The following is a 26386-nucleotide window of genomic DNA, read 5'->3' on the forward strand; positions in this document are numbered from 1 at the left end:
AATTCGTAAAAATATGCCGCTTTTTACCAGTTTTTTTCTTTTTTTAACTGGTCGATGTGGGCAAAATGATGGTCACAATGCCAGGCGCAGAAAGCGAGATTTTCTCTCAGGCTGATGCTTTTATTTTGACCCGGATGAAAAAACGTACTTTCGAATTCTTTATTGGTTAAGGATTTCAGCTCGTACACCCAACGTTTATGTACGCCTTTCAGCGTTTGTATTGCAGGTTTAATTTCAATGCTGAAACTGTCCTGAAGTTCCGCCCATTGCTGTTCATCATATGGTTTTATGGTCGGATTTTCCTCTGTTAAAGCCAGTTTAAAGCGCATGTAACTGTTCATGCTGCTGTCCGCAAGATGATTGACCAGCTGCCGGACTTTCCAGCCGCCTTCGCGGTATTGCGTATCCAATTGCTCATCCGTCCAGGACTCTACCACGTTTTTCAACTTATTCGGAAAGTCTTTCAAAGTCTTGATATAGCCATCGATCTGCTGGTCAGAAATTTCCGAAGGTTTCGGAAATCTGCCGATTGGATATTTTTTTTGTTCAATATTGTCCATTTTAATTCTTCAGTTAGACTATTTGGCGCAGCCACAGAATTGGCGGGCGATTTGTGTTTAGTTCTGTAAATTTACTACAAAAAATACGTAATCTCTTCTGATTTACAAAATTTAATAAATATGAAAAAAGCCCTGATTATAGTTGATGTTCAAAACGATTTTTGCGAAGGTGGCGCGCTTGCGGTGCCCGGCGCTAATGAAATAATTCCGTACATCAACCTTCTGATGCAGGATAATGAATATGACGAAATTGTTCTCACCCAGGACTGGCATCCCGCAGACCATAAAAGTTTTGCCTCCAACAACGGAAAAAAAGTGGGTGAAACCATTATTTTAAATGGCATTCCGCAATTTATGTGGCCCGACCATTGCGTGCAGGGAACGCACGGCGCGGATTTTCACCCGGATTTAAACCGCGAAAAAGTGACGCATATTGTCCGGAAAGGAACCAATGCTGAATTCGACAGCTACAGCGGATTTCAGGACAATAATCACTTTGTAAAAACCGGCCTTGATGATTTTTTAAAGTATCATGACATCCAGTTGCTGGAAATTGTGGGGCTTGCGCTTGATTATTGCGTGAAGTTTACCTGCCTGGACGCGGCGCAACTCGGATATGTTACGTGTCTACATTTCAACGGAACGCGCGCGGTGAATGTAAAACCGGATAATGGTAAAGATGCTATTTTCGAAATGCTTCAAAACACGGTGACGGTTTTAGGCTAAAAATTAATTAAAAAATTTCCCCTTCGAAGGGGATTTTTTTTCGTTTTACTGAATTAAATATTATTTTTAGCAAAATTAAAATTTGAAAAATTTCCTCCTTTTTGCCGGTTTTTTTTTGCTGACGTCGTGTATTTCGGTGAAGAAATTTAATGAAGGATTAAAGAAGCCTGTTTCCGCTGAAAAGCTAAAAGCAGACGTGGATTTTGCGCAGCATCAGCTGGAAAAACTGCATCCGAAACTGTATTGGTACATCAGCAAAGAAGACTTGGATTTTAAATTTGACAGTTTAAAAACCACGATTAATAAACCCTTAAAACCAAACGAATTTTACCAGAAGCTTGCGCCGGTCATCGCTGATATTCGAGAGGGTCATCTCCGTTTATATTCCGCTGAAAAACGCTTGACCAAAAAAGAAATCCGTGATCTGAAAAAGCAAAAAGGTTTGCTTTCGCGCTATAATTTTGTGGTGGACGGTAACCGTGTTTTCGTAAAAGACAATCCGGATAAACTTCCAAATATGAAAGTCGGAAGCGAAATTATCAGCATTAAAGATATTCCCGTAAAAAATTTAATTGAAAAATATAAACCTTTTGTAAATAGCGACGGTTTCAACACCACTTTTCAAAAATATTCCATGGCGCGGCGCTGGCCAACATTTTTTACCGAAGAATTCGGCATTCTAGACAGCGTAAAAGTTGAAACATTATTTGAAAATCAAAAAAATACATTTTATCTGCGCCGCGAAAAAATATCCGAAAAAGAGCTGAAAAGCAAGGAAAAGCAGGAGAAAAAACTCACCAAAAGCGATTCGGGAAAAACCAAAGATTATAATATCATCACCAAAAGTTTCAACCGCGATCTGCAGTTTCCGCAGAAAGATTCTTCGGTTGCGTACATGAAAATCAAAACTTTTTCAGGCACCTATTCGCGGAAATTTTACCGCCAGAGTTTTGCTGTTTTAAAAAAATCACCGGCAAAATATTTAATTATAGATATCCGTGATAATTTGGGCGGCTCGCTGGCGGAAATAAATAACCTTTATTCCTACTTGGTTTCCGAGAATTTTCAGTTTATCAATGATATCGAAGTTACATCGCGCGCTTCGATGTTGCAGGCAGATTATTTCCGCGAGTTTCCGACTTTGCTGAAACCGTTTGCCGTTTTGGTTTATCCGTTTTATTTTGTGGGTTCTGCCCTTTCGGTGAAAAAAGAAAGCGACGGATTTTTTCTTAGAAATAACAGTTTTTTCTCCATAAGAAAACCAAAAAAAGACCATTTTACCGGCAAAATTTATGTTCTGATAAACGGCAGCAGTTTTTCGGCCTCCTCGATTATTGCTTCGAAATTAAAAAATGATCAACGCGCTTTTTTGGTTGGTGAAGAAACCGGCGGCGCAAATGACGGCACCGTTGCCGGAAGATATTCTACGAAAAAACTGCCGAACAGCAAGCTAAAATTACCGATTGGTTTAATGCTGATTCAACCTAACATCGATTTTACTTTTACCAAAAAAGGTGTACTTCCCGACGAAAAAATTTCCCCTACTTTGGACCAAATTTTCAAAAAAAATGATGTGCAGCTGCAATGGATTTTCGACGACATTAAAAAAGACAAATAGCAAAAAACTCCCGAATTTGGGAGTTTTTTTTATTTTAGTTATAATGTTCTACACTTAAAATCTCGATTTTTTTATCGCCATCTTTAAACGGCCACGTAATTACATCGCCAACTTTATTCCCTACCGTTGCAAGCGCCATCGGCGATAAAATGGAATATTTTCCCTTTTTTACTTTTTCTTTGCTCGTCTGCACAAAAAGGAATTTTTCCTCTTCTTCGGTTTCCAAATCTTTCACCGTAATCGCGCGGTTTACCGTTACAACGTCTTCGGGCAACTCGCGGCGGCGCAACTGTTTTGCGTGTCTCAGCTGGTTTAAGAGAATTTCTTCTTCTTCGATGGTTGTAGATTTTCTGCGTAAATGTTCTTTAATTAAATCGTAAATACCTGTGGTTAAAATGATTTGTTCGGACATGTTGATTTCTTTTCTAAATTTAAATTCTTGAATACCAAAGCTGATTCAGACAGAAACTTCAAACAACATTATTGGTTAAATTTTCTGCGTAAGCATTCAAAATTGATGGATTGAGTATTTAATTTTGGAAGTTCCCTGCCCTGAACCGCGACAGGGAGGATTAAATAAACTCTTTAGAATTTTTAAGAAATTTGTCGTCAAGCAGATAGCACAAAAATGACGACTTTACATCGTCTGAAAATTTCTCCAAAAAAAGGTAAATTAACGTCATTTTTTTTCTTCTGAAAAGCAAAGATAGGACTTATATATTAGATTTACAAACAGTTACATTTTCCACATTGCTAAATATTTATTTGCCGCTAAAAGCACCAAATTTTTACTTTTTCTAAAATTCGAAAATAAAACCGAAATATGGCAACGGCGTAGAACCGTCATTTTCACCGGTTTGAAGCAAATAATACTGTTCGTTTTGTGGCGCTTCCGGATTGGCGATAATTCCGTTGTTATAAGCGTCGCGCTGTAAATTCACGACAGGCAAACGGCTCGGGCTTTTTGACCCATATGCGTTTACAACATCGATGTACGCTGTAAACTGCCATTTACTGAAAATCCATTTCTTTTCAGCGCGCAAATCCAGCTGATGCGAAAGATTTCCGCGTTGAGAATTTAACTGGTTAAAATCCTGCAACGGACCATTGGAAATATTCCAGATGCTCACCAAAGCGCTGCGCTGCAAATCATACGGCGTTTCCGGCAAACCGGATTGCAAACGGAAGCGCGCGCCCAGGTTCCAGTTTCGGTTGAAATATTTTCCGGCGGTAAGCGCCAAAATATGTCGCGAATCCCAGCTGGACGGCAACAGATTTCCTTCACCATTCGAAAACTTCGAGTAACCAAAAGTGTACGCCATAATTCCGTAAAAATTATTTACCGTTCTTTTTTGAACCAAAAATTCCAAACCATAAGTTTCACCAAAACCGCGTGAATCCAGTGGCTCATTTCCAACTACGCCAAAACCTCCGCCCACATTTGCTAAAGAAATTTGGTTACGAAGCGAAAACGGATAATTTTTGTATTTTTTAAAATAACCTTCCACCGTAAAGCGTAGATTATCATTACCATTATATTCCACACCACCCACCAAATGGGAGTTTCTGATGTATGTTAAAGAATTTTTATTAATGAATTCACCGTTTTCTTCATATCCAAGCGACGTGTACGCCGGAAGCTGGTAGAAAATTCCGGTGTTGAAGTTCAGGGAAACTTTTGGCGTAAGTTTATAACTTAATGAAAAACGTGGTGAAAACTGGTCTAAAGGATTGTTGGTTTCATCGGAATAATTGCTCGCATCAACACGAAAACCTCCGGAAAGCTGCAGCCTGTCGCTGAAAAATCTTTTCGAAGTTTGCGCATACAAACCATACTGCACAATATTAAGCTCAGAAAAAATTTCATCAAAATTTACCGCATTTTGCGTTACATTTTTGATGGTTGAATTATTGAAATATTTCGCAAAATTAACGTTCGTTCCAGCGCTGAATTTATAATCATTCAGAGAAAAACTACGGTCAAAGCGCACTTTATTTTCGCTTTCCTGAGATTTATAATCATAAAGCAAGTTTTCAGGAACTTCAATATTTCGGTAATATTTTAAAGCCTGATTATCGAGCATATTTCGGCTTGCGGTCAAAAGCCAGTTTCCGTTTTCGGCAAGGTGACGGTAACCCGCGCCGATGGTATAATTCCATTGTGGTGAAACCGGAAGCTGCTCAATCAAAGTTAGATTTGATAAAGTATTTTCTGCGTTTTCATTGAATTTAAAGCTGTCTTTTGCGCCTAAACCCAGGAAAAATAGTTCGTCACCAGATTTGAATTTTTTAGCGACTTTAAAAGTGGCGTCGTAATAACTTGGCAAAAACGGTAAACCGATGGCTTTGAACAAAAGCTGCAAATTAGATTTTCTTACGCTGAAAAGTCCGGTCCAGGATTGATCTTTCGAAAGCGGACCGTCGGCCATCAGCTGCATATCGTCTAAACCAATGACGGCTTTGTAACCTAATTTATCTTTTCTTGCCTGCTTTAAATTAAATTCAAACAAGGAAGACAAAACGCCGTTTCGTGCAGCCGGAAAAGCACCGCTGTAGAAATCTACATCTTTTACAAAATCGATAGTGATGATGCCACGCGGACCGCCGGAAGCGCCTTGCGTTTGAAAGTGGTTGATTACGGGAACTTCAATACCGTCGATGTAAAATTTATTTTCAGAAGAACTTCCACCGCGGATAAATAAATCATTTCTGAAAGTTGCGGTGCTTCCAACACCTGGAAAACTTAAAATCGCTTTGGAAACATCTCGCGTTGAACCTGCATTTTTCTGCACTTCTTCGCTCGTAATATTTCGCAAGGAAAGCGGACTTTCTGCCGTGGTTTTGTACTGTTTTTTGGTGATAACAACTTCGTCGATTTTTTGCGCGACTTTATTTAAACCAATTGAATACGTTAAATTTTGATTCGGAAGAATATTAATGTCCTTTAAAAAGCCGGTTTCATAATCCGCGGAGCGAATTTCAAAAGTATAATTTCCGGACGGAAGATCGCTCACCGTAATATTTCCCTCACCGGTAAATGTGCGCCCATCGTTTGAAATCGAAACTATAGCTGGAAGTGCTTTTTTGCTGAACTCATCGTATACGTTGATATTAATGCTTCCGGTTTGCGCCGAAAAAGCGACTGACACGGCGATTAAAAAAAAGGAAAAGAGAAACTTCATAAAATTTTTTTGGTAAAATTACAATAAGCGCCCCGAAAATAGGACGCTTACATTAAAAACTAACTACAAAAACACTATAATGAAACTAAAACTACTTTTTTAAAGTGGCAAAAACCAAAAAATTCGGCACTTTAAGCGATAATTTTTATGGCTTGTAGGTCAATATTGCTTTTACAAAGTTAGTACAAATATAATCTAAAACAAAATAATTAGTAAATATACATACCAAATGTTTTTTCCGATCTGAAATGACATTTTTTTTAAATATAGAAAACCTCGCATTCTCGCGAGGTTTTTGTTAATTATCGACCTTTTTTTTGATGCTGAACTTTAATTTTTTAAACGTATTAATTAACGATCTTCAATAATAAATTCGGATCGGGGCAATTTTCTTTATAAAAACCTAAATCTTTCGAACTGCAAACGCCTGGATAATCACCTTTTTTATTCTCGATATTCTTAATGATCTGAAAATGCAAATGCGGCGCATAATCTCCATTGACCGGTGCTTTTCCGAGCTCCGCGATTTTTTCTCCTTTCTTTACGAGTTGTCCTTCTCTTTTTCCGTTTAAACTTTCCAGACTTAGATGTCCATACAACGTGTAAAAAGTAACGCCGTCAATTTCGTGTTCCAAAATAATGGTCGGGCCGTAATCTCCAAGGGAAATATTGTTTTGAAAACTGTGAATTTTTCCGTCCAATGCGCTTAAAACGGAGGTTCCCGCCTTGATCCACAAATCCAAACCGATGTGAATGTTTCGTTCCTCGGTATTTTCGCTGTTAAAAGTTTCACTTCTTTTATATAGATTTCGTCTTTCAAGGTAACCGCCAAAAGCCACTTTCGCATTGTTTGCTGAAAGATGATTTTCTACAAACTCTTCGAACTTTTCGGCATCGGTTAAGTCTAAATTAAGTTCATCCGTATGTTTTGCAGAAAGATCGAAAGGGACATAGTTTTTGTAAATGCTTGTTGAATCAATTACATAGACGTCTTTTTGGTCTTCCAGAATGTCTTTTATTGTTTTCATCGTTTTAAAATAAACGTTCATCTACAAAGTGCGGCAACGTAACCTTTAGATGCGGTTCAGCTTCCATGGCTCGCTTGATGGCGAAAACCGCACCTTCGTTCCGTGCCCAGCTGCGCCGCGCGATTCCGTTATTAACGTCCCAGAACAGCATGGATTTTAAGCGTCGTTCAGCATCCGGACTTCCGTCAAGCAACATCCCGAAACCACCATTTATAACTTCGCCCCAGCCAACGCCGCCACCATTATGAATGGAAACCCAGGTTGCACCACGGAAACTATCGCCGATGACATTTTGAATCGCCATGTCTGCCGTGAAACGCGAACCGTCGTAGATATTGGAAGTTTCGCGGTACGGAGAATCGGTGCCGGAAACATCGTGGTGATCACGACCTAAAATTATTGGGCCTATTTCTCCTTTTTTTATGGAATTATTAAAAGCTTCCGCGATTTTCATGCGACCTTCAGCATCAGCATAAAGAATTCGCGCCTGCGAACCGACAACCAATTTATTTTGCTGCGCGCCTTTAATCCAAGTTATATTATCCTGCATTTGCTGCTGAATTTCTGCCGGCGAATTCTTCATAATTTCCTCTAAAACCTCACAAGCAATCTCATCAGTTTTTGCTAAATCTTCCAGTTTTCCGCTTGCACAAACCCAACGGAACGGTCCGAAACCGTAATCAAAACACATCGGTCCCATAATATCCTGCACATAACTCGGATATTTAAATTCTCGCCCAAGACACGGATTTTCCGACATTACATCAGCGCCTGCTCTGCTCGCTTCCAACAAAAATGCGTTTCCGTAATCGAAAAAGTAGGTACCGCTTTCGGTGTGCTTATTTATTGCCGCAGCGTGTCGTCGTAAACTTTTCCGAACTTTTTCTTTGAATTCTTCCGGATTTTCTGCCATCATTTTATTGGCTTCCTTGAATGAAATTCCGACCGGATAATAGCCTCCTGCCCACGGATTGTGCAACGAAGTTTGATCAGAACCGATGTCAATTTTTAGCCCTTCAAAGTCAAATTTTTCCCAAACTTCCACCACATTTCCAAGATAAGCCAAAGAAACTGTTTCATTATCTTGCTGTGCTTTTCGAACTCTTTCAACCAAATCGTCAAGATTTTCATGAATTTCATCAACCCATTTCTGCTCGTGCCGGATTTTGGCAATTTTTGGATTCACCTCGGCACAAACTGTGATACAGCCTGCAATATTTCCGGCTTTTGGCTGTGCGCCTGACATACCGCCCAAACCGGAAGTCACAAAGATTCCACCTTTCGGCGATTTTTTTATTATTCTGAAAGCATTTAAAACTGTAATCGTGGTGCCGTGTACAATTCCCTGCGGACCGATGTACATAAAACTTCCGGCAGTCATCTGGCCATATTGTGAAACGCCCAAGGCATTAAATTTTTCCCAGTCATCTGGTTTTGAATAGTTTGGGATCACCAAACCGTTGGTTACTACCACACGTGGCGCATCTTTATGGCTCGGAAATAATCCCATGGGATGCCCGGAATACATTGCCAACGTTTGCTCATCTGTCATTTCCGAAAGATATTTCATGGTCAAAAGGTATTGCGCCCAGTTTTGAAAAACCGCACCATTTCCCCCATAGGTTATCAATTCGTGTGGATGCTGCGCCACCGCATAATCCAGATTATTTTGAATCATGAGCATGATGGCTTTCGCCTGCTCAGATTTTCCGGGATATTCACCGATATTTTTCGCTTTCATATCATATTCCGGGCGGAAGCGGAACATATAAATACGTCCAAAATCTTCCAGCTCCTGACGGAATTCCGGCAATAATTCCGCATGAAATTTCGGATCAAAATAGCGCAAAGCGTTTTTCAGCGCCAAGACTTTTTCTTCGGCTGATAAAATATCTTTGCGTTTCGGCGCGTGATTGATTTCTGAATTGTAAGGTTTCGGGTTTGGCAAAAAATCGGGAATTCCCTGCTGTATTTCTTCTTGAAAAGTCATGGTTTTGTTTTTCGAAATTAACGGTTTTTCTGTTTTTAAAGATATTCAAATTAAGAAATACAAAGCAAATCGCAGACTTTTTCCAGAAAAAAACCTTACTGAAAAGTAAGGTTTTAATTTAGCCTAAAAGATCTTCGTTGGTTTCTTCGTGATTGTCTTCGTTATCACTAAGACTGTAGAAATTATTTTCTTCATCCTCCGAACCGATTTTTTCCATTGCGTCGTCGGCTGCGCTTCCGGGAACATCCAGGTCATCACCCATCCGTTCTTCATCAGGTTGCTCGTTCAGAATTGGATTTCCGTCGCCATCAAGCGGAACATGTTCTTCCTGATTGAAAATGTCCTTATCCGGACTGTAATTCATTTGTTTTAACTTTTCGTTTTGTTCTTCGATATTGTCTGAAAGTCCCATAATTTTTATAATTTTTTGGTTGATGTTTGATGCTTTTTTTTAAAAATCACTCCTTTATATAATAGCTCTTAATTAATCATCGTCCAGTTCCCGGTTTTTATTATTTTCCCAGGCGTCATTATATGCTTTTTGCTGGTTTTCCCAGGAATCCGGCGGAACGGCGTTTTCCGCAACTTTGCGATTTCGGTTATCAACTATGCTTTTTAATTTTCGTTCTTCCTCGGTAAGCAATCTTCGCTCATTTATTGGTAATCCGCTTTCTATAGATTTTTCGGTGTCTTCCGGAAGGTTTTTATTATTTTCCATGACTTCGGTTTTGTATAATTAATGAAATACTGAATGCGCAATTGAAGTGCAATTATTACGCCTTGCTGAAAATTTCATTCTAAAAAAATTCTGAAACTAAATTTTAAGCAGTTAGCCGTCAGAATTTAAAATGAAAAATTTGGCTCAAAAAGCAGCAAAAAACTGAAATTTCTATACATCATTTTTAAAGCAAAATATTGCTGAAATTCCGAAATATTATCCACCACAGCCGAAATTAATTGAAATATATTATTAAATTTGTCCACATTGATATTATGGAAAAAAGCGCTAAAAAAACGCCATCCGCCGCGATGGACCAAAACAAAATCCTTTCTAAACCTCGTATATTTTTCGGTATTTTATTTCTGCTCCTCTCCGTGGTGGCGGCACTTTCTTTCGTTTCATACCTCATGAACTGGAAGGCCGACCAAAGCCAAGCCGGAACCATGCTGGACAAAACCATAAAATCATCGAATTTCTTCGGTAAAATCGGCGATTGGCTGGGAAATATTTTTATTTTCGAAAGTATTGGTGTTGCGGCTTTTTTAGTAGCATTTCTGTTTTTTGTCTGTGGTTTAATTATTCTTAAAAAAAATTATTTCAAACCCTGGAAAACAATTGGACATTCGCTGTTTTTCATTTGTTGGTTGCCGATTTTTTTCGGAGCGATCACCCAAGGCGAAGGCGTTTTAAGTGGTGTTTACGGTTTTCAAATCATGGATTTCCTGAATTCTGTCATCGGAACTGCCGGTTTGTGGCTGGTGATTCTGGTAAGTATTGCGCTGTATTTTATTTTAGAATTTAATTTAAATCCGAATAATATCAAATCAAAACTGACGGATTTAAACGACAACACCGTCGGCCGCGTGAAAGGAATGCTGCCGAAATCTGCTGAAAGTTTTGAAGCGGATGAAGAACTTGAAAATTTTTCGGAGGTTGAATCGCCTTTAATTACCGTAACCGAAAGTGCCGGAATCCAGAAAGAAAATCATTCAGCGCCGGTAAAAAATAGTGCGCCAGAGTCGGAATTTGAGACCATAAAAACACCGAACCAAACTTCGTTTGATGGTGAAACTGCTGGAAATTCACTGAATTTAAATTTAGATAATACGCCGGCAAAACTGGAAAATTTGCCTGTAGAGGAGGAAATAAATTTTAAAGTTGAAGTTGCGAAACCTGTAGATGTGTTGGACGAATCTGATTTAAAATCCCAGGAATTGGTAGATAAGCACGGTTACTACGACCATAAACTTGATTTGGCAAAATTCCAGATGCCGACCATCGATCTGCTGCGTGATTACGGAAACGAGGAAATCTCTATAAATAAGGACGAATTAGAGGAAAATAAAAATAAGATCGTTGGACTTCTTAAAAATTTCAATGTTGGGATTGCGGAAATTAAAGCGACAATCGGACCGACTGTTACGTTGTATGAAATCGTTCCGGAAGCCGGAATTCGCGTAGCTTCAATTAAAAAATTGCAGGACGACATCGCGCTGAACCTTTCCGCGCTTGGAATCAGGATTATTGCACCGATGCCCGGAAAAGGGACAATCGGAATTGAAGTCCCGCGGAAAAATCCTTCAATGGTTTCGATGCGCAGCGTCATCGCCTCGCAAAAATTTCAAAATACAGACATGGATTTGCCGGTAGTTTTTGGTAAAACCATTTCGAACGAAATTTTCATCGCAGATCTAGCTAAAATGCCTCACCTTTTGATGGCTGGAGCAACCGGACAGGGAAAATCGGTTGGTATTAATGCGATTTTAACTTCATTGCTTTATAAAAAACATCCGAGCGAACTGAAATTCGTGATGGTGGATCCGAAAAAAGTGGAACTTTCACTTTACTCAAAAATTGAACGACATTATTTAGCAAAACTTCCGGATGGCGAAGACGCAATTATCACCGATACACACAAAGTAATTAATACGCTGAATTCTCTTTGCATTGAAATGGATCAGCGTTACGATTTGCTTAAAAATGCATTTTGTAAAAATCTCAAGGAATACAACAAGAAATTTTCTGAACGCAAACTGAACCCGGAAAACGGTCATCGATATTTGCCTTACATCGTTTTGGTGGTGGACGAATTTGCTGATTTAATTATGACTGCCGGGAAAGAGGTGGAGTTACCAATCGCACGTTTAGCACAGCTGGCGCGCGCTGTGGGAATACACTTAATTGTAGCGACACAAAGACCGTCGGTAAATGTAATAACGGGTATGATTAAAGCAAATTTCCCTGCCCGAGCTGCTTTCCGAGTAATTTCAAGTGTAGATTCAAGAACAATTCTGGATTCACCGGGTGCGGACCAACTTATCGGTAAAGGTGACATGCTATATTTTAACGGAAACGAAATTATGCGTTTGCAGTGTGCTTTCGTTGATACGCCGGAAGTTGAAAAAATAGCTGAATTCATCGGAGAACAAAAAGGTTATGCAAGTGCTTTTATGCTGCCTGAATATTCAAGCGAGGAAAATATTTCCACAGTTGCTGCTTTTGATCCGAATGAAAAAGATGTACTTTTCGAAGATGCTGCCAGAATTATTGTTTCAACACAGCAAGGTTCTACATCGATGTTGCAGCGTCAGCTGAAACTCGGCTATAACCGAGCGGGCAGAATTATGGACCAGCTTGAAGCCAGCGGTGTTGTAGGTGGTTTTAATGGTGCAAAAGCGCGTGAAGTGCTGATTTCAGACCTCAATTCTTTGGAACAGTTTTTGGAAGGTTTGCGCAAATAAAGCTTGATTTTAAACAAAAGTTTAACTTCGTTTTAAAATTTTAATCCAAAACGCAAATCACAAATAATGCAAACACTTTTTAGAAAAATATCAGTAGGAATTTTAGTCATCGCAGCCACAGCAAGTTTTTCAGCACAAAAAATAGATGCTAAAGCAAAAAGCATTTTGGATGCTGTTGCGAACAATTATAAAAGCAAAAAGAATGTTTACTTCAAATTTGTTTACGGAACTGGAACAGGACAGAAAGTTACCAAAACAGAACCCGGAATTTTTTACTCTGCAGATGATCAGTACAAACTGAAAATTATGGGTACGGAGCAGATTTTTGACGGAAATAAAATCTATAATATTTCTGCGGAAGACCAGGAGGTAACCGTAGCAAAGCCAACCGTCGGCGAGCAAATGTTTTCACCACTGAATTATATTGAAGAATATAAAAAAGGTTATAACGTAAATTACATTGGGAAACGCAGTGTAAACGGCGTTAACGCTGATTACATTAAGCTGACGCCAGCGAAAAGCAAAGGAATTAAAGAAGTTAGAATTTATGTAAACGGCCCGAAAAAGCAGCTTGTAAAAATCGAGCAGTTTTCTGCAGATAATAACGTTTCGGTAATTGCGATTCAGGATTATCGCGAAAACCAAAATCTAAGCAGCAGCATGTTTAGCTTTAATAAAGATAATTACAAGAATTATTTAATTACTGAGCTGTAAAAACCAGCTACAATCATATTAATAAGTCACAAAGCCAAATACTTTGTGACTTTTTTTGGTAAATTTGACGCATGATAAAAAAACTTGACGGCTACGTCATCAAAACTTTTTTCGGCCCGTTCGTTTTCATTTTCAGCGTGCTGTTTTTCATTTTCGTGGTTAATATTATCTGGATCCGCCTGGCGCAATTCACCGGAAAAGGTTTGAGTTACTGGGAAATCCTGAAACTCCTCTCCTACCTTTCTGCTATTGTGGTGCAATTGGTTTTGCCGCTTACCATTTTGCTCTCATCTATTATGACTTTCGGTGATTTCGGTGAGCGTTACGAGCTTGCGGCGATGAAAGCCGCAGGAATTTCGCTGACGCGAATTATGTTGCCGCTGTTTTTTACCACGCTATTTTTTTCCCTGCTTTTATTCGTTTTTTCCAATAATGTCGTCCCCGATTTCCAGCGGAAAGCCAAAAATATGCTCTATAATATCGCGGCTTCAAAACCTGCCCTAAATTTCACACCCGGACAGTTTATTCAGCAAATTCCGGGTTACAGTGTAAAATTTGACAGAATATCCGGCGATAGCGGCGAAAATTTAACCGGCGTTTTCATTCACAGAATGGCGAACTCTTTTGAAGACCAGCAATCTATCGTAGCTGAAAAAGGAAAATTTGTTCCGGCCGCAAACCCGAATTTTCTTAAGTTGGTTCTGTTTAACGGTCATGTTTACGAAGATCAATTAAGCGGCGCCGATTATAACCAACGTTTAAAACAGCCGGACCAAGCGATAAAATTTGATACTTTGGTTTCCCATTTTAATATTTCGGAAATCATCAATAAAGCCATCGAAGCTGAAAAAATCACTGATGACTACTCTTTCCAGAATATCTTGGAGTTGAACAGCACCATCAAAGAAACCAAAAAAAGCAACGAAAATATCCTGAACAACATGACTTACGAATTGGTGAGCCAGGCGAACAGCTATGTGACGTACATTGATAATACAAAAGCACAGACGAAAATTACCGCGCCACCGAAAGTTGATTCTATAAAGCAAAAACAAAAAAACGAAATGCTTTTTTCAGCGTACAACAAAATCGAAAATGTAAAGCTTACGACTTTGGGAAAAGATTCGCAGATTAAAGATATGCACGGCTATTTTTCGCGTGTAATTATGCATCAGCAAAGGATTGTTTCCTATTCCGTGACGTGTATTATTTTCTTTTTAATCGGCAGCAGTTTAGGTTCAATTATCCGCAAAGGCGGTCTGGGACTTCCGGTAGTTATTGCGATTGTGGTATTTATCCTGTTTTATTTGCTTAATTTATCGGCAGAAAACTTCGCATGGGCTGGCGAAATGGATCCGTATTTAGCGGCGTGGCTCCCGAATATGGTGCTGTTTCCGTTCGGAATTTGGCTCACTTATAAAGCATTGACAGATTCTCAACTTTTCGATATTGAAAAATATAAAGCGCTTTTCAAACCAATTATTGCAAAATTCTCGAAAAACAAAGAACACCAGCGTTATCGCTAAGTTAAAATTAAATAGGATTAATATTTATTCATCCTTTTTATTTGCCGTAAAACGTGCACTATTTTGTATTTTATTTAGAAGCTATTTCCGGCTTTTCGCTGTATCTTTTGCTGCGCTGCGCTCCGCAAAAGGATGCCGCTTCAATCCGGGCTAGTGAAAACTCGGTGGATATTAGCGCTCGCTTCGCTCGCGCGTTTAAATATACAAAACCGAAAAATTTGGCTAAAAAGAAGCTAAAATTTATTCCTATCACAAACTTTCGTAGACATCGGCGCGAGCGAAGCGAGCGTCATTTCACAATTATATAGCTGAATCAAGTTTTTACAAAACCAAAAAATTTGACTACAAAACAGCTAAAATTTAATAATTCACAAAGCTTTGACAACATTGACGCTCGCTTCGCTCGCGCCACAAAAAATTCAACCATATTTATTCCCCACTAAACAACCGTTTTTTTTCCAAAAAAAAAGTTTACAGACGAATCTGTAAACTCTATAAAACAGTAAAAAAGCTGCTTTTTACTTTAAAAATTTTGTAATCGCGTCGCTGTCCGGTTTTGTGGTGCTGATATATGAATCGATTAACTTTCCGTTTTCATCCACCAGAAATTTGGTAAAATTCCAAAGAATAGCGGTGTTTTTTACTCCGTTCAAATCTTTTTCAGTCAGATATTTAAATATCGGTGCGATGTCGTCACCTTTCACCGAAACTTTAGCAGCCATCGGGAAAGTTACGCCGAAATTTTTCTCGCAAAAAGCTCCGATTTCTTCATTTGTTCCTGGTTCCTGCCCACCGAAATTATTTGCCGGAAAACCTACAACTACAAGTTTGTCCGCATAATCTTTCGAAAGTTTTTCCAGATCAGCATATTGAGGCGTAAAACCACATTCCGAAGCGGTGTTTACGATCAACACTTTTTTGCCCTTAAAATCGGCAAAATTTATTTCTTTACCGTCCAGACTTTCTACTTTGTAATCGAACAGAGATTTGTTCGCTGTTTCGTTTGTGCTCATGTTTGCGGTATTTTTGTTAATGTTTTTGCAGCTTTGGAGCAACGCGCCGCCTGCTAAAAACAAAATAAATAATTTTTTCATCATATTAAAATTTAAAAGTATTCGCCGGGAAAACTTTGTTGGTTTCTATTTTATTTAAAATCATCACGTAATCGCTGTCCTTTTTCGGCGATGTAGATTCTATCCGGAAAGGCATCATCAAATTTCCGACCGCACGGTAGTCATCATACGTTAAAGTTTCATCTTTCTGCACTTCCTTTATTAGCATGTACGTTTTAGCATTGAAAAAATACAGGGTTTTATTGACGTTTTTTGTCAGTTCCACTTTAAGACAAACGATGTCGCCCACTTTTTCTTTACCTAAAAATTCAGCTTCAAAACCTTTGTTTTCCCAATCGATAAAATCATTGTCAAAACTTTCGGGCGAATAATTCGGGTATTCCTGGATTTTATTGGTCGCATAATTCATCGCGTAACCTTTTGTACCATCATAACCTTCCACCGCAGATTCTTTTTTACCAATCATAATCGTGGTTTTGGTAAGATTTGGTCTTTGCTGATAAATTTTTATCGGATAATCATCATTAATTCCCAAAGTTACTTTTCCCTGCAGCAAAACGGAATTCAAAAGTTTCCAATTGGTAAGACCGCCCGAAACTTCGATGTTTTTATCGATAATTTCCTTTGCGGTTTGTGCTGAAATAATGGTGCTGAAAGCGAGTAGAAAAACTGAAAAAATCTTTTTCATTATAATCATTGGCAATATTAAAATTGCGTTTTTAAAAAATTACGTGCTTTAAGGGCTAAAAAATTTAATCCCAAAAAAGCGACCAAATATATACTTTTTTAATTGAAAGAAATTATAATCGCAAAAGTCTGCGCGCTTCCTCCAAATCCGCAGGAACGTCTATTCCCACGCCAACAAAATCGGTTTCTATGATTTTTATTTTCATGCCGTATTCGAGAAAGCGCAGGCATTCGATCTTTTCGGCGATTTCCAGCGGTTTCATCGGCAGTTTCGTGAACTGCTTCAAAGCTTCTTTTCTGAAAGCATAAACGCCGATATGTTTAAAAAATTCTGTATCCTCCATTTTACCGCGCGTGTACGGAATTACCGAGCGGCTGAAATACAGCGCGAAACCGTCGCCGTCGGTAATAACTTTCACATTATTGGCATTTTCGATTTCGCTTTTCTTGGATAATTTTATCTTTAAGGAAGCCAGCGAAATTTCCTTGTTAAAATCAGAATGAAAAACTGAAATTAATTTTTTCAGCGGTTCCATTTTCAGAAAAGGTTCGTCGCCCTGAACATTTACCACGATATCGCATTCGATATTTTGAACGGCTTCCGCAATGCGGTCGCTGCCAGTTTCGTGTTGTCCGGTCATTACAGATTTTCCACCGAGGGACAAAATTTCTTCAAAAATTATTTCGGAATCTGTTGCGACGAAAACTTCATCAAAAAGCTGCGTTTCTACTACGTTTTGGTAAGTTGTAGAAATCACCGTTTTATCGCCCAATTTTTGCATTAATTTTCCCGGAAAACGCGTGGCTTCGTAGCGGGCCGGAATTACAGCGATAATTTTCATATTTTATTGTGATTTTAAATGATAAAAAAAGCCTCTTTTTTAGGCTAATTTTTCTAAAGCAGCTTCTAATCTCGGCAACATTTTTTTTATTTCATCAGCTGATAAACCACCCGCTGATGCCCTAAACCAAGGCATATTCCGTGAATTTCCGAACGCCGAAAATGGTACCAGCGCCACACCAGCTTCGTTGATCAGATAAAATACAAGGTCAGACGAATCCGCAATCTGCGAACCATCGGCTTTTGTTTTGCCTAAATAATCAAGCTCGATGGTGAGATACAGTGCACCCATCGGTTTAATACTGTCGACCTGCAACCCACGGGATTTCATTTCCTGAATTCCTGTATGCAGAATCTTTAAACTGTCAGTGATTTTTCCCTTAAAGTCATTCACAAAAAAGTCTAAATGTTCCGTCTCACCCAAAAATACCGAAACGGCTTGCTGCTCAGGTTTTGGCGCCCAGGCCCCGATGTGGCCGAGTAATGCTTTCATTTTGTCAATAATTTCCGTAGGACCAAAACTCCAGCCTACTCTGACTCCCGTTGCCGCAAAACATTTTGAAGTTCCGTCGATAAAAACGGTGTATTTCTTCATTTCCGGGAAAAGAGAAACCGGATTGAAATGCTCTTCATCAAAAGTAAGCATCGCGTAAATCTGATCATACATCAGATAAAGCGGTTTTTCATTCTCATCGCGTTTTTTATTCTCTTCCAGAACAAGTTCACAAATTTCGGTGAGCTGATCTTTAGTAAACATTGTTCCGGTCGGATTCAGCGGAGAACATAAAGCCAGCAGAACTGCACCTTCCAAATGAGGTTTCAATTCTTCTGCAGTCGGCAAAAAGTTATTGGACTGAGCCGTTTCAACTTCAATTTTTTCAGCGTGAGTCAAATAGGCATAATGGTTGTTGTTCCACGAAGGAATTGGATAAACCACTTTATCACCTTCATCAACAATCGTTTTGAAAGTAGCATAAATTAAAGGTCTGGAGCCGCCTGCCACTAAGATTTCATCTGCAGAATATTTAAGATTCCAGCGATTTTTTAGATCTTCGGAAACAGCTTTTCTCAGAGACAAAAGGCCGTTTGCCGGCGGATAATTGGTCAGGTTATTTTGGTAAGCTTTCTGAATTTCTTCTTTCAGCCTTGCGGGAATCGGGTAAATATTGGCATCCAAATCACCGATGGTAAGATTGGCGATCTCGGCGCCTTGCGTTTTCAGATCATTTACCTGATTACCAATTTTAATAATTTCTGAACCGATAAGATTTTGGGCGAGTTTTGATACTTTCATATGATTGCTCAATTAGTTAATTTAATTTTTGAGTTTTAAAGCTTTAAATCTGCTTTTACCTGATTAATTTTCTGTTCTAAAACAACAAGCTTTTCACGGAAATCCTGCTCAGAAGCGATTGAATCCTTCACGGAAACATAAAATTTAATTTTAGGTTCCGTTCCGGAAGGACGCACGCAGACTTTTGTTCCGTCTTCGGTGTAATAAATTAAAACATTGGATTTTGGAATGTCGTCCATCGTGGATTTTTCGTTGTTCAAAAGATTTAATGATGTTTGTTCCTGGAAATCTTTCACCGTTGCCACTTTGGAACCTGCGATCATTTCTGGCGGATTTTCACGGAAATCTTTCATCATTTGCTGAATTTCTTCTGCACCAGTTCTGCCTTTTCGCACCACATTTACCAAGCCTTCGTAATATAAACCAAGGTCTTTGTAAATATCAATCATGTATTCGAACATTGTGCTGCCATTGGCTTTGCACCATGCCGCGATCTCACAGGCCAATAAAATAGAACCGCAGGAATCTTTATCGCGCACGAAATCTCCGGTCATAAAACCGAAACTTTCTTCGCCACCGCAGATGAATTGTTCCTCGCCTTCGAAATCGCGAATCATTTTTCCAATCCACTTAAAACCAGTTAAACCAACTTTGCAGTCCACACCGAATTTCTCAGCAATGTCATAGAAAATATCAGAAGTCACAATGGTTGATCCAATAAATTCTTTACCCGTAATTTTCCCGGCTTTTTTCCACTGATCGAGGATATAATAGGTTAAAATCGTGTTGGTTTGATTTCCGTTCAGAAGCTGCATTTCACCATCCAAATTTCGCACTGCAATTCCCAAACGGTCGCCGTCCGGATCCGTTCCGATAACAATATCACCATTGGTAATTCTGGCTAAATCCAGCGCCATTTCCAGCGCGGCCGGTTCTTCCGGATTTGGTGAAGCTACGGTCGGGAAATTACCGCTGGGAATCATTTGCTCGCGCACCAGATCAACTTTTTTAAAGCCTGCTTTTTCCAGCGCCTTTGGAACTGTAGTGTAAGTCGTGCCGTGAATGGAGGTGAAAACGATATTTAAATTATCGCGACCTACATTTTGATACAAAGAATTTTTCATGCATGCATCGATGTAAACATCGTCCTGCTCCTCGCCGATCCATTCAATTAAATCGTCATTTCCTTCAAATTTAATTTCCTCAAACTTCACGGAATACACTTCGTTAATAATCGCTTCGTCATTTGGCGGAACGATTTGCGCGCCGTCATTCCAATATACTTTATAGCCGTTGTATTCCGGCGGATTGTGCGACGCGGTTAAAACAATCCCGGCGTTGCAATTTTTATCTCTAACAGTAAAGGAAAGCTCCGGAGTTGGGCGGTGCTCTTTGAAAATTAAAACTTTAATGCCATTTGCCGTTAAAACATCCGCGCACATTTTACCAAATTCTTTTGAATTGTGGCGCACATCGTAAGCAATAGCAACTTTTATATTTTCGTTTGGAAACTGCTGATGAAGATAATTTGCAAGCCCTTGCGTTGCCTGACCTAACGTATATTTGTTTAAACGGTTTGTGCCAACGCCCATAATGCCTCGCATTCCGCCGGTGCCGAATTCCAGTTCTCGGTAGAAAGAATCTTCCATTTCATCGGAATCAGCTTCGATCCACTGCCGGATTACATTTTGGGTTTCCGCATCGAAAGTATCTGTGAGCCAAAGATTTGCTTTTTCTAAAGTGGTCATATTTTTTAATTTCTATTATTCGGAAGTAAATTATAAATCTAATTTTCCGTGTTGAACATTTGCAGTTTTTTCAATTTTCAAAGCCTGAATCGGATCGCCGTAATACGTGAGTTTTGCGGTTTTTTCGACGGAACCCTTTAAAGAATCGGTTACATTTATTTCGGTATAGCTGCCGTTTTTTGCTGAAATTTTTGCACTGTTTATCATCCAATATGGTGCAATGATGCTGGCGGTATCCGAGACTTTTAAAACTGCTTCGGCGCTTTTGCCCAAAAAGTTTGCTCTGCTTTTTTGGTTCATTTCCACTTCGGCACGCCTTGTATTCACCGATCCAATAAATTTAGCATTATTTTTTAAATTCAGCCGGAAATTATCGGTCTTAATTTCGCTGGATATATTCAGTTCTACGGAATTTGAAGCGGAAACTTTTTCTAAATTATATTTTGAATAGATGGTAACATTATAGAAATCTACACCTTCTGTTTCGCGGCTTTCGGTGATATTTAAAGTTTTGTTTTTTACCTTTAATTTCAGGTTTTTGCTTACGTTTCTATACGTTTCAATATTCACGTAACTGCTGTCGCCTTTCACATAAAAAGCGCGGAATTTTCCATCTAAATTAAGGTTTACAAAATCTTCCACTTTAGCATCGGTGCTGGAAATATCGCCTTTCGGGCGCACTTTTCCGCAGGAAAGAATCGAAAATGAAAGTAAAAGGAAAAACAGATTTTTCATAAAAAAGGGGTCAAATAGCAGGTAATTTTTAAATCACTTCTTCCACATGATAATTTTCGTGCGGGCGGTTGGTACGGATCAGCATTTCGCCTAAAAAGCCGGCGATAAATAAAAGCGTTCCCAAAATCATCATGGTTAAAGAGATAAAAAACCACGCATTATCCGTTAATAAATGTCCGTAAATTCCTCTTGAAACATCGATTAATTTTGAAATTCCCAGCCAAAGTGCAGAAAGAAAACCGACGATAAACATGACCGTTCCTACGGCGCCGAAAAAATGCATCGGCCGACCACCAAAACGGCTGACAAACCACAATGTTATTAAATCTAAAAAGCCACGCACAAAACGCTCGGTACCAAATTTTGAAGTTCCGTACGGTCTCGCCTGATGTTGCACGGCTTTTTCGGTAATCTTCCGGAAGCCTGCATTAGCTGCTAAAACCGGAATATAGCGGTGCATATCGCCGTATACATCGATGGATTTTACGACTTGTTTTCTGTATGCTTTCAAACCGCAGTTGAAATCGTGAAGTGAAACTCCGGAAATCCCTCGCGCCGCAGCATTAAAAACTTTGGACGGAATATTTTTAGTCATTACATTGTCAAAGCGCTTTTTTTTCCAGCCCGAAACAATATCGTAACCTTCGGTTTTCACCATATAGTACAGCTCCGGAATTTCTTCGGGAAAATCCTGTAAATCTGCATCCATAGTGATAATAACATCGCCCTGCGCTTTTTCAAATGCAGCGTGAAGCGCCTGGGATTTACCATAATTGCGCGAAAATTTAATTCCGTGAATTTGTGGATTCTGAACGCGTAAATTCTCAATAATGCTCCACGACAAATCGGTGCTGCCATCGTCTACAAACCAGATTTCGTAAGACAAACCTTCCGAATTACACACTTTATCAATGCGGGAAAAAAGTTCTTCTAAAGATTCTTCTTCATTAAGTAACGGAATGATGATCGATAAATTCATTGATAAAATTAGATTTGACACAAAATTAAGGCATTATTTCTTTGCAGCATTCATTTGAATTAAAGTTCGGTTCTGCTTCTGAAAAAACTGGCGAAAAAGGTGGAAAGAATTATATAAAAAACCAAGACTGCGGCGAAATAATACGCAAACTGGCGGAAACTAAACATGTCCTTTCCTTCAATCATTTTTGGTGCAAAACTTTCCTTTCTTTCCTGATATTTTTTATCGAGTTCCGCTTTTTCTTCGGGCGTTTTTACAAACTGGCTGGCTTTGGCGTATTCCGCTTCAAGCTCGGTTTTTTGCCGCTCGATGTATTGAAAATTAAGTAAATCTTTTGCGATAGGATCAGCAAAATTCAAAAATAAAAACATCGTGATGATCGAAAGAAGTCCGCCGATGAACATTGGTTTAAAAGCACGGCCGAAAGCGTCGCGAAAACCCATTTTTATACCGGCTTTTCGGAGAGAATTTACCGAAACATAAGCGCCGCCGAGATAAATTACGGGAAGTATAAAAGCGTTGATGAGAAGCGAATTGTTAAAATAATCGGTATTCATGCCGAAAAAATACAGTCCCAGAAAAATTGCCATGGTAATTAGAAAGAGCACAAAACCAATGGTGTAAATGTTTTTAGTCATATTTATTTTAATAAAATTTGCCTTTTTAAGGCGTAGAATTTTGAATTTTGAATTAAAGGCGTATCTTTGCAACGGCAAGTCCTAAACAACCAGCTCCTGAAACTCCTCCAGGGTGGGAACGCAGCAAAGGTAATCGGTTGTAGCGGTGTGATTTAGGTAGCTTGCCATTTTTTATTTCTTCTCTTTCTGAGTTTTTATTTCACTTAAAGTCTTTACGTTTTTCCAATTTTCTCCCGTTTTTATGCGGTGAATTTGCATATCTGAAACTTTAAACTGTTGTGCAAGTTCGCGAAGCGTTTTTCCCTGAGCAAGTTTTTCTTTGATATAAAGTACATTTTCTACGGAAAGTTTTTCGTTGGCCGATTTTTTTCTTTCCGCGCCGAAAGTTTTTTCCGCGTATTTTTTCGTTTTGTAATACGGATTATCGGCATAACGCGCGAAAGCTTCTTCTTTTGTCGCCCACTGCAGATTACTTGCGTGGTTATTTTCTTTATTAAAATCTTTATGTATCACCACTTCAGCATCAGCGGGTTTTTCCAGGAAAAGTTCTGCCACCGCACGATGAATTAAGAAATGAGAAAAAACCTGACGCTTACGGTCGGTTTTTAAAATATATTTTTTCCGCTTTGCAATTACAGAAAGCCTTTGGTTTTTCAACTCTTCTATTTCCGCAATTTCTTCCGGTGTTTTAAGGCTTTTTTTAACCAGTGTTCTTCTTCTGTCTTCCAGAAAAGCAATAAGTTCATTCAGCGCTTCAATTTTTTCGGCGACATCTAAAGGTCTTTCTTTAAATAATGTAAACCGAACAATGGGATAACCGCCTTGCAGTGAACCTTTAATTAAACCTCCGTCCGGACGGTTTTTATTATACGTTTTCACACGGCCGAAGTTAGAAACTTCTACGCGATACTGCGAGTCGTTTTCCAAATTCAGCGGATATTCTTTCCATATTTCGGTCGGATACAGCATTTTTTAGATTTCAAATTCTTCACCTAATTTTGGTAAGGTAAAATCAATGTTTTTTTCTTTAAAATGTTGTTCAGCTTCGTCGTGATTGATGGTAATCGGGGGAAAAGTATCGAAATGACAGCCAATAACGCGCGGCGTTTTCAGTAATTCCAGAGCTGCAAAACTCGCTTTTCTGGCGCTCATGGTGTAATGTGAACCCACGGGAAGTATCGCTAAATCAATAAAACCAAAAAGTTTCGGAAAAATTTCCATATCAGCCATAACGCCGGTATCGCCGGAAAAGTAAATATTCTTGCCCGGAAGGCGGAAAAAATATCCTGCAGGTTCGCCACCATAAGTTCCATCGGGGAAAGAACTGGTGTGACTTGCCGGAACCATTGAAATTTTCAGATCATCGATTTTTGCAGAACCACCGAAATTAATATCAACTGAATTTTTATGCCCAAAATAGCCGCAAATTTCCGGCTGACCGATAATTTGCGCTTCCGGGTGGTTTTCCAGAACTTCTTTCACATCGGCAATGTGATCGCCGTGCGCGTGCGTAATTAAAACATAATCGATTTTCTGCGCAGCAATATCAAACCCTGATTTTTCTTTCTGGTAATTGTAAAAAGGATCAGACAGGATATTTTTGCCGTTATAAGTGAACAAAAAACAGTTTTGTCCCAAAAATTTAAATTTAATTTTAGCATCCATCATCTGTGTGTTTTTTAATTAAAATAATTAAGTCCAAATGCGACTAAAACCGCCATCGTTAAAGCGATAATTCCAACCTGTTTTAAAAACGGATCCAGTTCTCTTGGCGTGGTGACCTGCATAATTTTGCGTCGCAAACCGGTCAGCGGTAACATCAGGATAAAAAAGATAAAAGCATAATATTTTCCTTGGGTGTGCAAGCCGTTCATCATCATAAATACCAAAACGAAAAGCAACGGCAGCTGCAAAAGAATGATTTCGTAAACCATTGCTTTTTTGAAACCAAGACGCAACGCCAATGTTTTTTTACCGCTTAATTCGTCGCTTTCAATATCGCGCATATTGTTCAGATTCAAAACAGCAGCGCTTAGCAAACCAATTGCCGATGCCGGCAATAAAGTGTCCCAGTGAAATTCTTTGGTGAAAAGAAAATAGCTGCCACACACCGAAACCAAACCAAAAAATATAAATACAAAAATATCTCCCAAACCCATGTATCCATAAGGTTTTTTACCGACGGTATAGCCAATCGCCGCTAAAATACACGCAATGCCAAGACCGACAAAAGTGTAAAATTCCGTGATAAAACCATCCTTAAAAAACGCAAAATATAAAAGCGCAATTGTGGCTGCTAATGATAATATAGAAAACAATATTACCGCATTTCTCATTTGGTTTGCAGTAATTTTTCCTGAAGCTACGGCGCGCTGTTCGGCTTCATTTACACGCAATTCATCGGTCCCACGAATGCCGTCGCCGTAATCATTTGCGAAATTGGAAAGGATTTGATACAGCAAAGTCACTAAAAGTGCCAACGCAAAAATTCGCCAATCCCAGTCTCCGCCGGCTTCCACAACACGCCAACGCGCGATAAAGGAGCCGAGAATAATGCCGCTTACCGAAAGTGGCAAAGTCCGCAGCCGCGCTGCTTTTATCCAATTTATCATATATTCAGTTGTCAGGTGTCAGGTGTCAGGTGTAGGCTGTCAGTTGTTAGGTTCCAGATGGAATTTTTGATTTCGGACTTCAGACTTCTGACATCTTTCTTCTATCTACGAAATCCAGTTATTGTCGCCGAAATCCGGTTTTCTTTTTTCCAGGAAAGCGTTGCGTCCCTCCTTGGCTTCTTCGGTCATATATGCCAAACGCGTGGCTTCGCCTGCAAAAACCTGCTGGCCTACCATTCCGTCGTCAGTTAAATTCATTGCGAATTTCAACATTCGGATGGACATTGGCGATTTGCCTAAAATTTCCTGAGCCCATTCGTAAGCAGTATTTTCCAATTCTGCGTGCGGAATTACAGCATTTACCATTCCCATATCTGCAGCTTCCTGCGCAGAATAGTTTCTGCCTAAAAAGAAGATTTCGCGTGCTTTTTTCTGTCCGACCATTTTCGCGAGATAAGCGGAGCCGTAACCGCCATCGAAACTGGTGACATCTGCATCCGTTTGCTTGAAAATTGCGTGCTCTTCGCTGGCTAAAGTCAAATCACAAACGACGTGCAATGAATGCCCGCCGCCAACTGCCCAGCCATTCACCACGGCAATGACCACTTTCGGCATAAAACGGATCAAACGCTGAACTTCTAAAATATTTAAACGATGTCTGCCATCTTCACCTACGTAACCCTGCTCACCACGCGCTTTTTGGTCGCCGCCGCTGCAAAAAGCGTGGCCGCCGTCTTTCTGGCTTGGACCTTCGCCGGTGAGCAAAACGACACCTACGGAAGAATCTTCGGAAACGTGGTAAAAAGCGTCATATAATTCGGAAGTGGTTTTCGGGCGGAAAGCGTTACGAACTTCCGGACGATTTATTGCGATTCGGGCAACGCCGCCACTTTTTTGGTACGTGATGTCATCGTACTCTTTTACGGTTTTCCAGTCTGTCATTTTACGAAAAAATTTTGCGTAAAGATAAGGA

At 39.4% G+C, this 26386-nt stretch carries 24 protein-coding genes and 1 other RNA gene; 6 read left to right on the forward strand and 19 right to left on the reverse strand.

Annotation, left to right across the window (positions count from 1 at the left end):
• Positions 1-23: 23 nt before the first annotated feature.
• Positions 24-560: a YfiT family bacillithiol transferase gene (locus tag OA84_RS08390; RefSeq protein ID WP_039344721.1), complete on the reverse strand. Its 537-nt coding sequence runs from the start codon at positions 558-560 to the stop codon at positions 24-26.
• A 120-nt stretch (positions 561-680) separates the two neighbouring features.
• Here OA84_RS08390 and pncA point away from each other — a divergent pair, with 120 nt between their 5' ends.
• Positions 681-1286: a bifunctional nicotinamidase/pyrazinamidase gene (gene pncA / locus OA84_RS08395; RefSeq protein WP_039344723.1), complete on the forward strand. Its 606-nt coding sequence runs from the start codon at positions 681-683 to the stop codon at positions 1284-1286.
• Between the two features lie 82 nt (positions 1287-1368).
• A complete protein-coding gene (locus tag OA84_RS08400; protein WP_039344727.1) occupies positions 1369-2904 on the forward strand; it encodes a S41 family peptidase in 1536 nt (511 codons plus the stop codon).
• Between the two features lie 34 nt (positions 2905-2938).
• Here the strand turns inward: OA84_RS08400 and OA84_RS08405 are convergent, their stop codons facing one another.
• The 6 genes from OA84_RS08405 to OA84_RS08430 all read right to left on the reverse strand — a co-directional run bounded on the left by OA84_RS08405 (position 2939) and on the right by OA84_RS08430 (position 9822).
• On the reverse strand, positions 2939-3316 hold the full coding sequence (locus tag OA84_RS08405) for a GreA/GreB family elongation factor (protein ID WP_039344730.1): 378 nt from the start codon (positions 3314-3316) through the stop codon (positions 2939-2941).
• 385 nt (positions 3317-3701) lie between these two features.
• On the reverse strand, positions 3702-6086 hold the full coding sequence (locus OA84_RS08410) for a TonB-dependent receptor (protein WP_039344733.1): 2385 nt from the start codon (positions 6084-6086) through the stop codon (positions 3702-3704).
• A 347-nt stretch (positions 6087-6433) separates the two neighbouring features.
• On the reverse strand, positions 6434-7114 hold the full coding sequence (locus tag OA84_RS08415) for a peptidoglycan DD-metalloendopeptidase family protein (RefSeq protein ID WP_039345923.1): 681 nt from the start codon (positions 7112-7114) through the stop codon (positions 6434-6436).
• Positions 7115-7118: 4 nt separating this feature from the next.
• Complete coding sequence (locus OA84_RS08420; RefSeq protein WP_039344736.1) at positions 7119-9104, reverse strand: urocanate hydratase; 1986 nt, start codon at positions 9102-9104, stop codon at positions 7119-7121.
• A gap of 118 nt (positions 9105-9222) precedes the next feature.
• Complete coding sequence (locus OA84_RS08425; RefSeq protein ID WP_039344739.1) at positions 9223-9516, reverse strand: hypothetical protein; 294 nt, start codon at positions 9514-9516, stop codon at positions 9223-9225.
• Positions 9517-9588: 72 nt separating this feature from the next.
• Positions 9589-9822, reverse strand: coding sequence for a hypothetical protein (locus tag OA84_RS08430; RefSeq protein ID WP_039344743.1), 234 nt, complete (start codon positions 9820-9822; stop codon positions 9589-9591).
• A gap of 275 nt (positions 9823-10097) precedes the next feature.
• On the opposite strand from OA84_RS08430, the gene OA84_RS08435 reads away from it, so the two are divergent.
• The 3 genes from OA84_RS08435 to OA84_RS08445 all read left to right on the forward strand — a co-directional run bounded on the left by OA84_RS08435 (position 10098) and on the right by OA84_RS08445 (position 14806).
• Positions 10098-12566: an FtsK/SpoIIIE family DNA translocase gene (locus OA84_RS08435; protein ID WP_039344746.1), complete on the forward strand. Its 2469-nt coding sequence runs from the start codon at positions 10098-10100 to the stop codon at positions 12564-12566.
• Positions 12567-12632: 66 nt separating this feature from the next.
• A complete protein-coding gene (locus tag OA84_RS08440) occupies positions 12633-13280 on the forward strand; it encodes a LolA family protein (RefSeq protein WP_039344749.1) in 648 nt (215 codons plus the stop codon).
• Positions 13281-13351: 71 nt separating this feature from the next.
• Positions 13352-14806, forward strand: a complete 1455-nt coding sequence (locus OA84_RS08445; protein ID WP_039344752.1) for an LptF/LptG family permease — start codon at positions 13352-13354, stop codon at positions 14804-14806.
• A gap of 518 nt (positions 14807-15324) precedes the next feature.
• Here OA84_RS08445 and OA84_RS08450 read toward each other — a convergent pair.
• From OA84_RS08450 to OA84_RS08485, 8 genes are all read right to left on the reverse strand, one after another.
• A complete protein-coding gene (locus OA84_RS08450; protein WP_039345925.1) occupies positions 15325-15900 on the reverse strand; it encodes a glutathione peroxidase in 576 nt (191 codons plus the stop codon).
• A 4-nt stretch (positions 15901-15904) separates the two neighbouring features.
• Positions 15905-16567, reverse strand: coding sequence for a LolA-like protein (locus OA84_RS08455; RefSeq protein ID WP_185093403.1), 663 nt, complete (start codon positions 16565-16567; stop codon positions 15905-15907).
• A gap of 112 nt (positions 16568-16679) precedes the next feature.
• Entirely contained in the window at positions 16680-17408 is a 729-nt protein-coding gene (kdsB, locus tag OA84_RS08460) for a 3-deoxy-manno-octulosonate cytidylyltransferase (protein ID WP_039344755.1), read from the reverse strand.
• 39 nt (positions 17409-17447) lie between these two features.
• Positions 17448-18701: a pyridoxal phosphate-dependent aminotransferase gene (locus tag OA84_RS08465; protein ID WP_039344758.1), complete on the reverse strand. Its 1254-nt coding sequence runs from the start codon at positions 18699-18701 to the stop codon at positions 17448-17450.
• Positions 18702-18736: 35 nt separating this feature from the next.
• Positions 18737-20449 (reverse strand): phospho-sugar mutase, encoded by a 1713-nt coding sequence (locus OA84_RS08470; RefSeq protein WP_039344762.1) that lies wholly within the window; start codon positions 20447-20449, stop codon positions 18737-18739.
• A 30-nt stretch (positions 20450-20479) separates the two neighbouring features.
• Positions 20480-21184, reverse strand: coding sequence for a GIN domain-containing protein (locus OA84_RS08475; RefSeq protein ID WP_039344764.1), 705 nt, complete (start codon positions 21182-21184; stop codon positions 20480-20482).
• Between the two features lie 28 nt (positions 21185-21212).
• Positions 21213-22163 (reverse strand): glycosyltransferase family 2 protein, encoded by a 951-nt coding sequence (locus tag OA84_RS08480; protein WP_039344767.1) that lies wholly within the window; start codon positions 22161-22163, stop codon positions 21213-21215.
• 59 nt (positions 22164-22222) lie between these two features.
• Positions 22223-22801: a DUF4199 family protein gene (locus OA84_RS08485; RefSeq protein WP_039344769.1), complete on the reverse strand. Its 579-nt coding sequence runs from the start codon at positions 22799-22801 to the stop codon at positions 22223-22225.
• 72 nt (positions 22802-22873) lie between these two features.
• Here OA84_RS08485 and ffs point away from each other — a divergent pair.
• Positions 22874-22971, forward strand: an RNA gene (ffs, locus tag OA84_RS11330) — signal recognition particle sRNA small type.
• A gap of 1 nt (position 22972) precedes the next feature.
• Here ffs and OA84_RS11240 read toward each other — a convergent pair.
• The 4 genes from OA84_RS11240 to OA84_RS08505 form a co-directional block, all read right to left on the reverse strand.
• A complete protein-coding gene (locus OA84_RS11240) occupies positions 22973-23770 on the reverse strand; it encodes an NUMOD4 domain-containing protein (RefSeq protein ID WP_052252154.1) in 798 nt (265 codons plus the stop codon).
• 3 nt (positions 23771-23773) lie between these two features.
• Positions 23774-24454 carry a metal-dependent hydrolase gene (locus OA84_RS08495; protein WP_039345935.1) on the reverse strand — a complete coding sequence of 227 codons (681 nt, stop codon included), beginning with the start codon at positions 24452-24454 and terminating at the stop codon, positions 23774-23776.
• Between the two features lie 26 nt (positions 24455-24480).
• A complete protein-coding gene (gene menA, locus OA84_RS08500) occupies positions 24481-25413 on the reverse strand; it encodes a 1,4-dihydroxy-2-naphthoate octaprenyltransferase (RefSeq protein WP_039344772.1) in 933 nt (310 codons plus the stop codon).
• A gap of 105 nt (positions 25414-25518) precedes the next feature.
• Complete coding sequence (locus OA84_RS08505; RefSeq protein WP_039344774.1) at positions 25519-26355, reverse strand: 1,4-dihydroxy-2-naphthoyl-CoA synthase; 837 nt, start codon at positions 26353-26355, stop codon at positions 25519-25521.
• Positions 26356-26386: the final 31 nt, after the last annotated feature.

This window comes from Kaistella solincola (assembly GCF_000812875.1).
Classification (GTDB): Bacteria; Bacteroidota; Bacteroidia; order Flavobacteriales; family Weeksellaceae; genus Kaistella; species Kaistella solincola.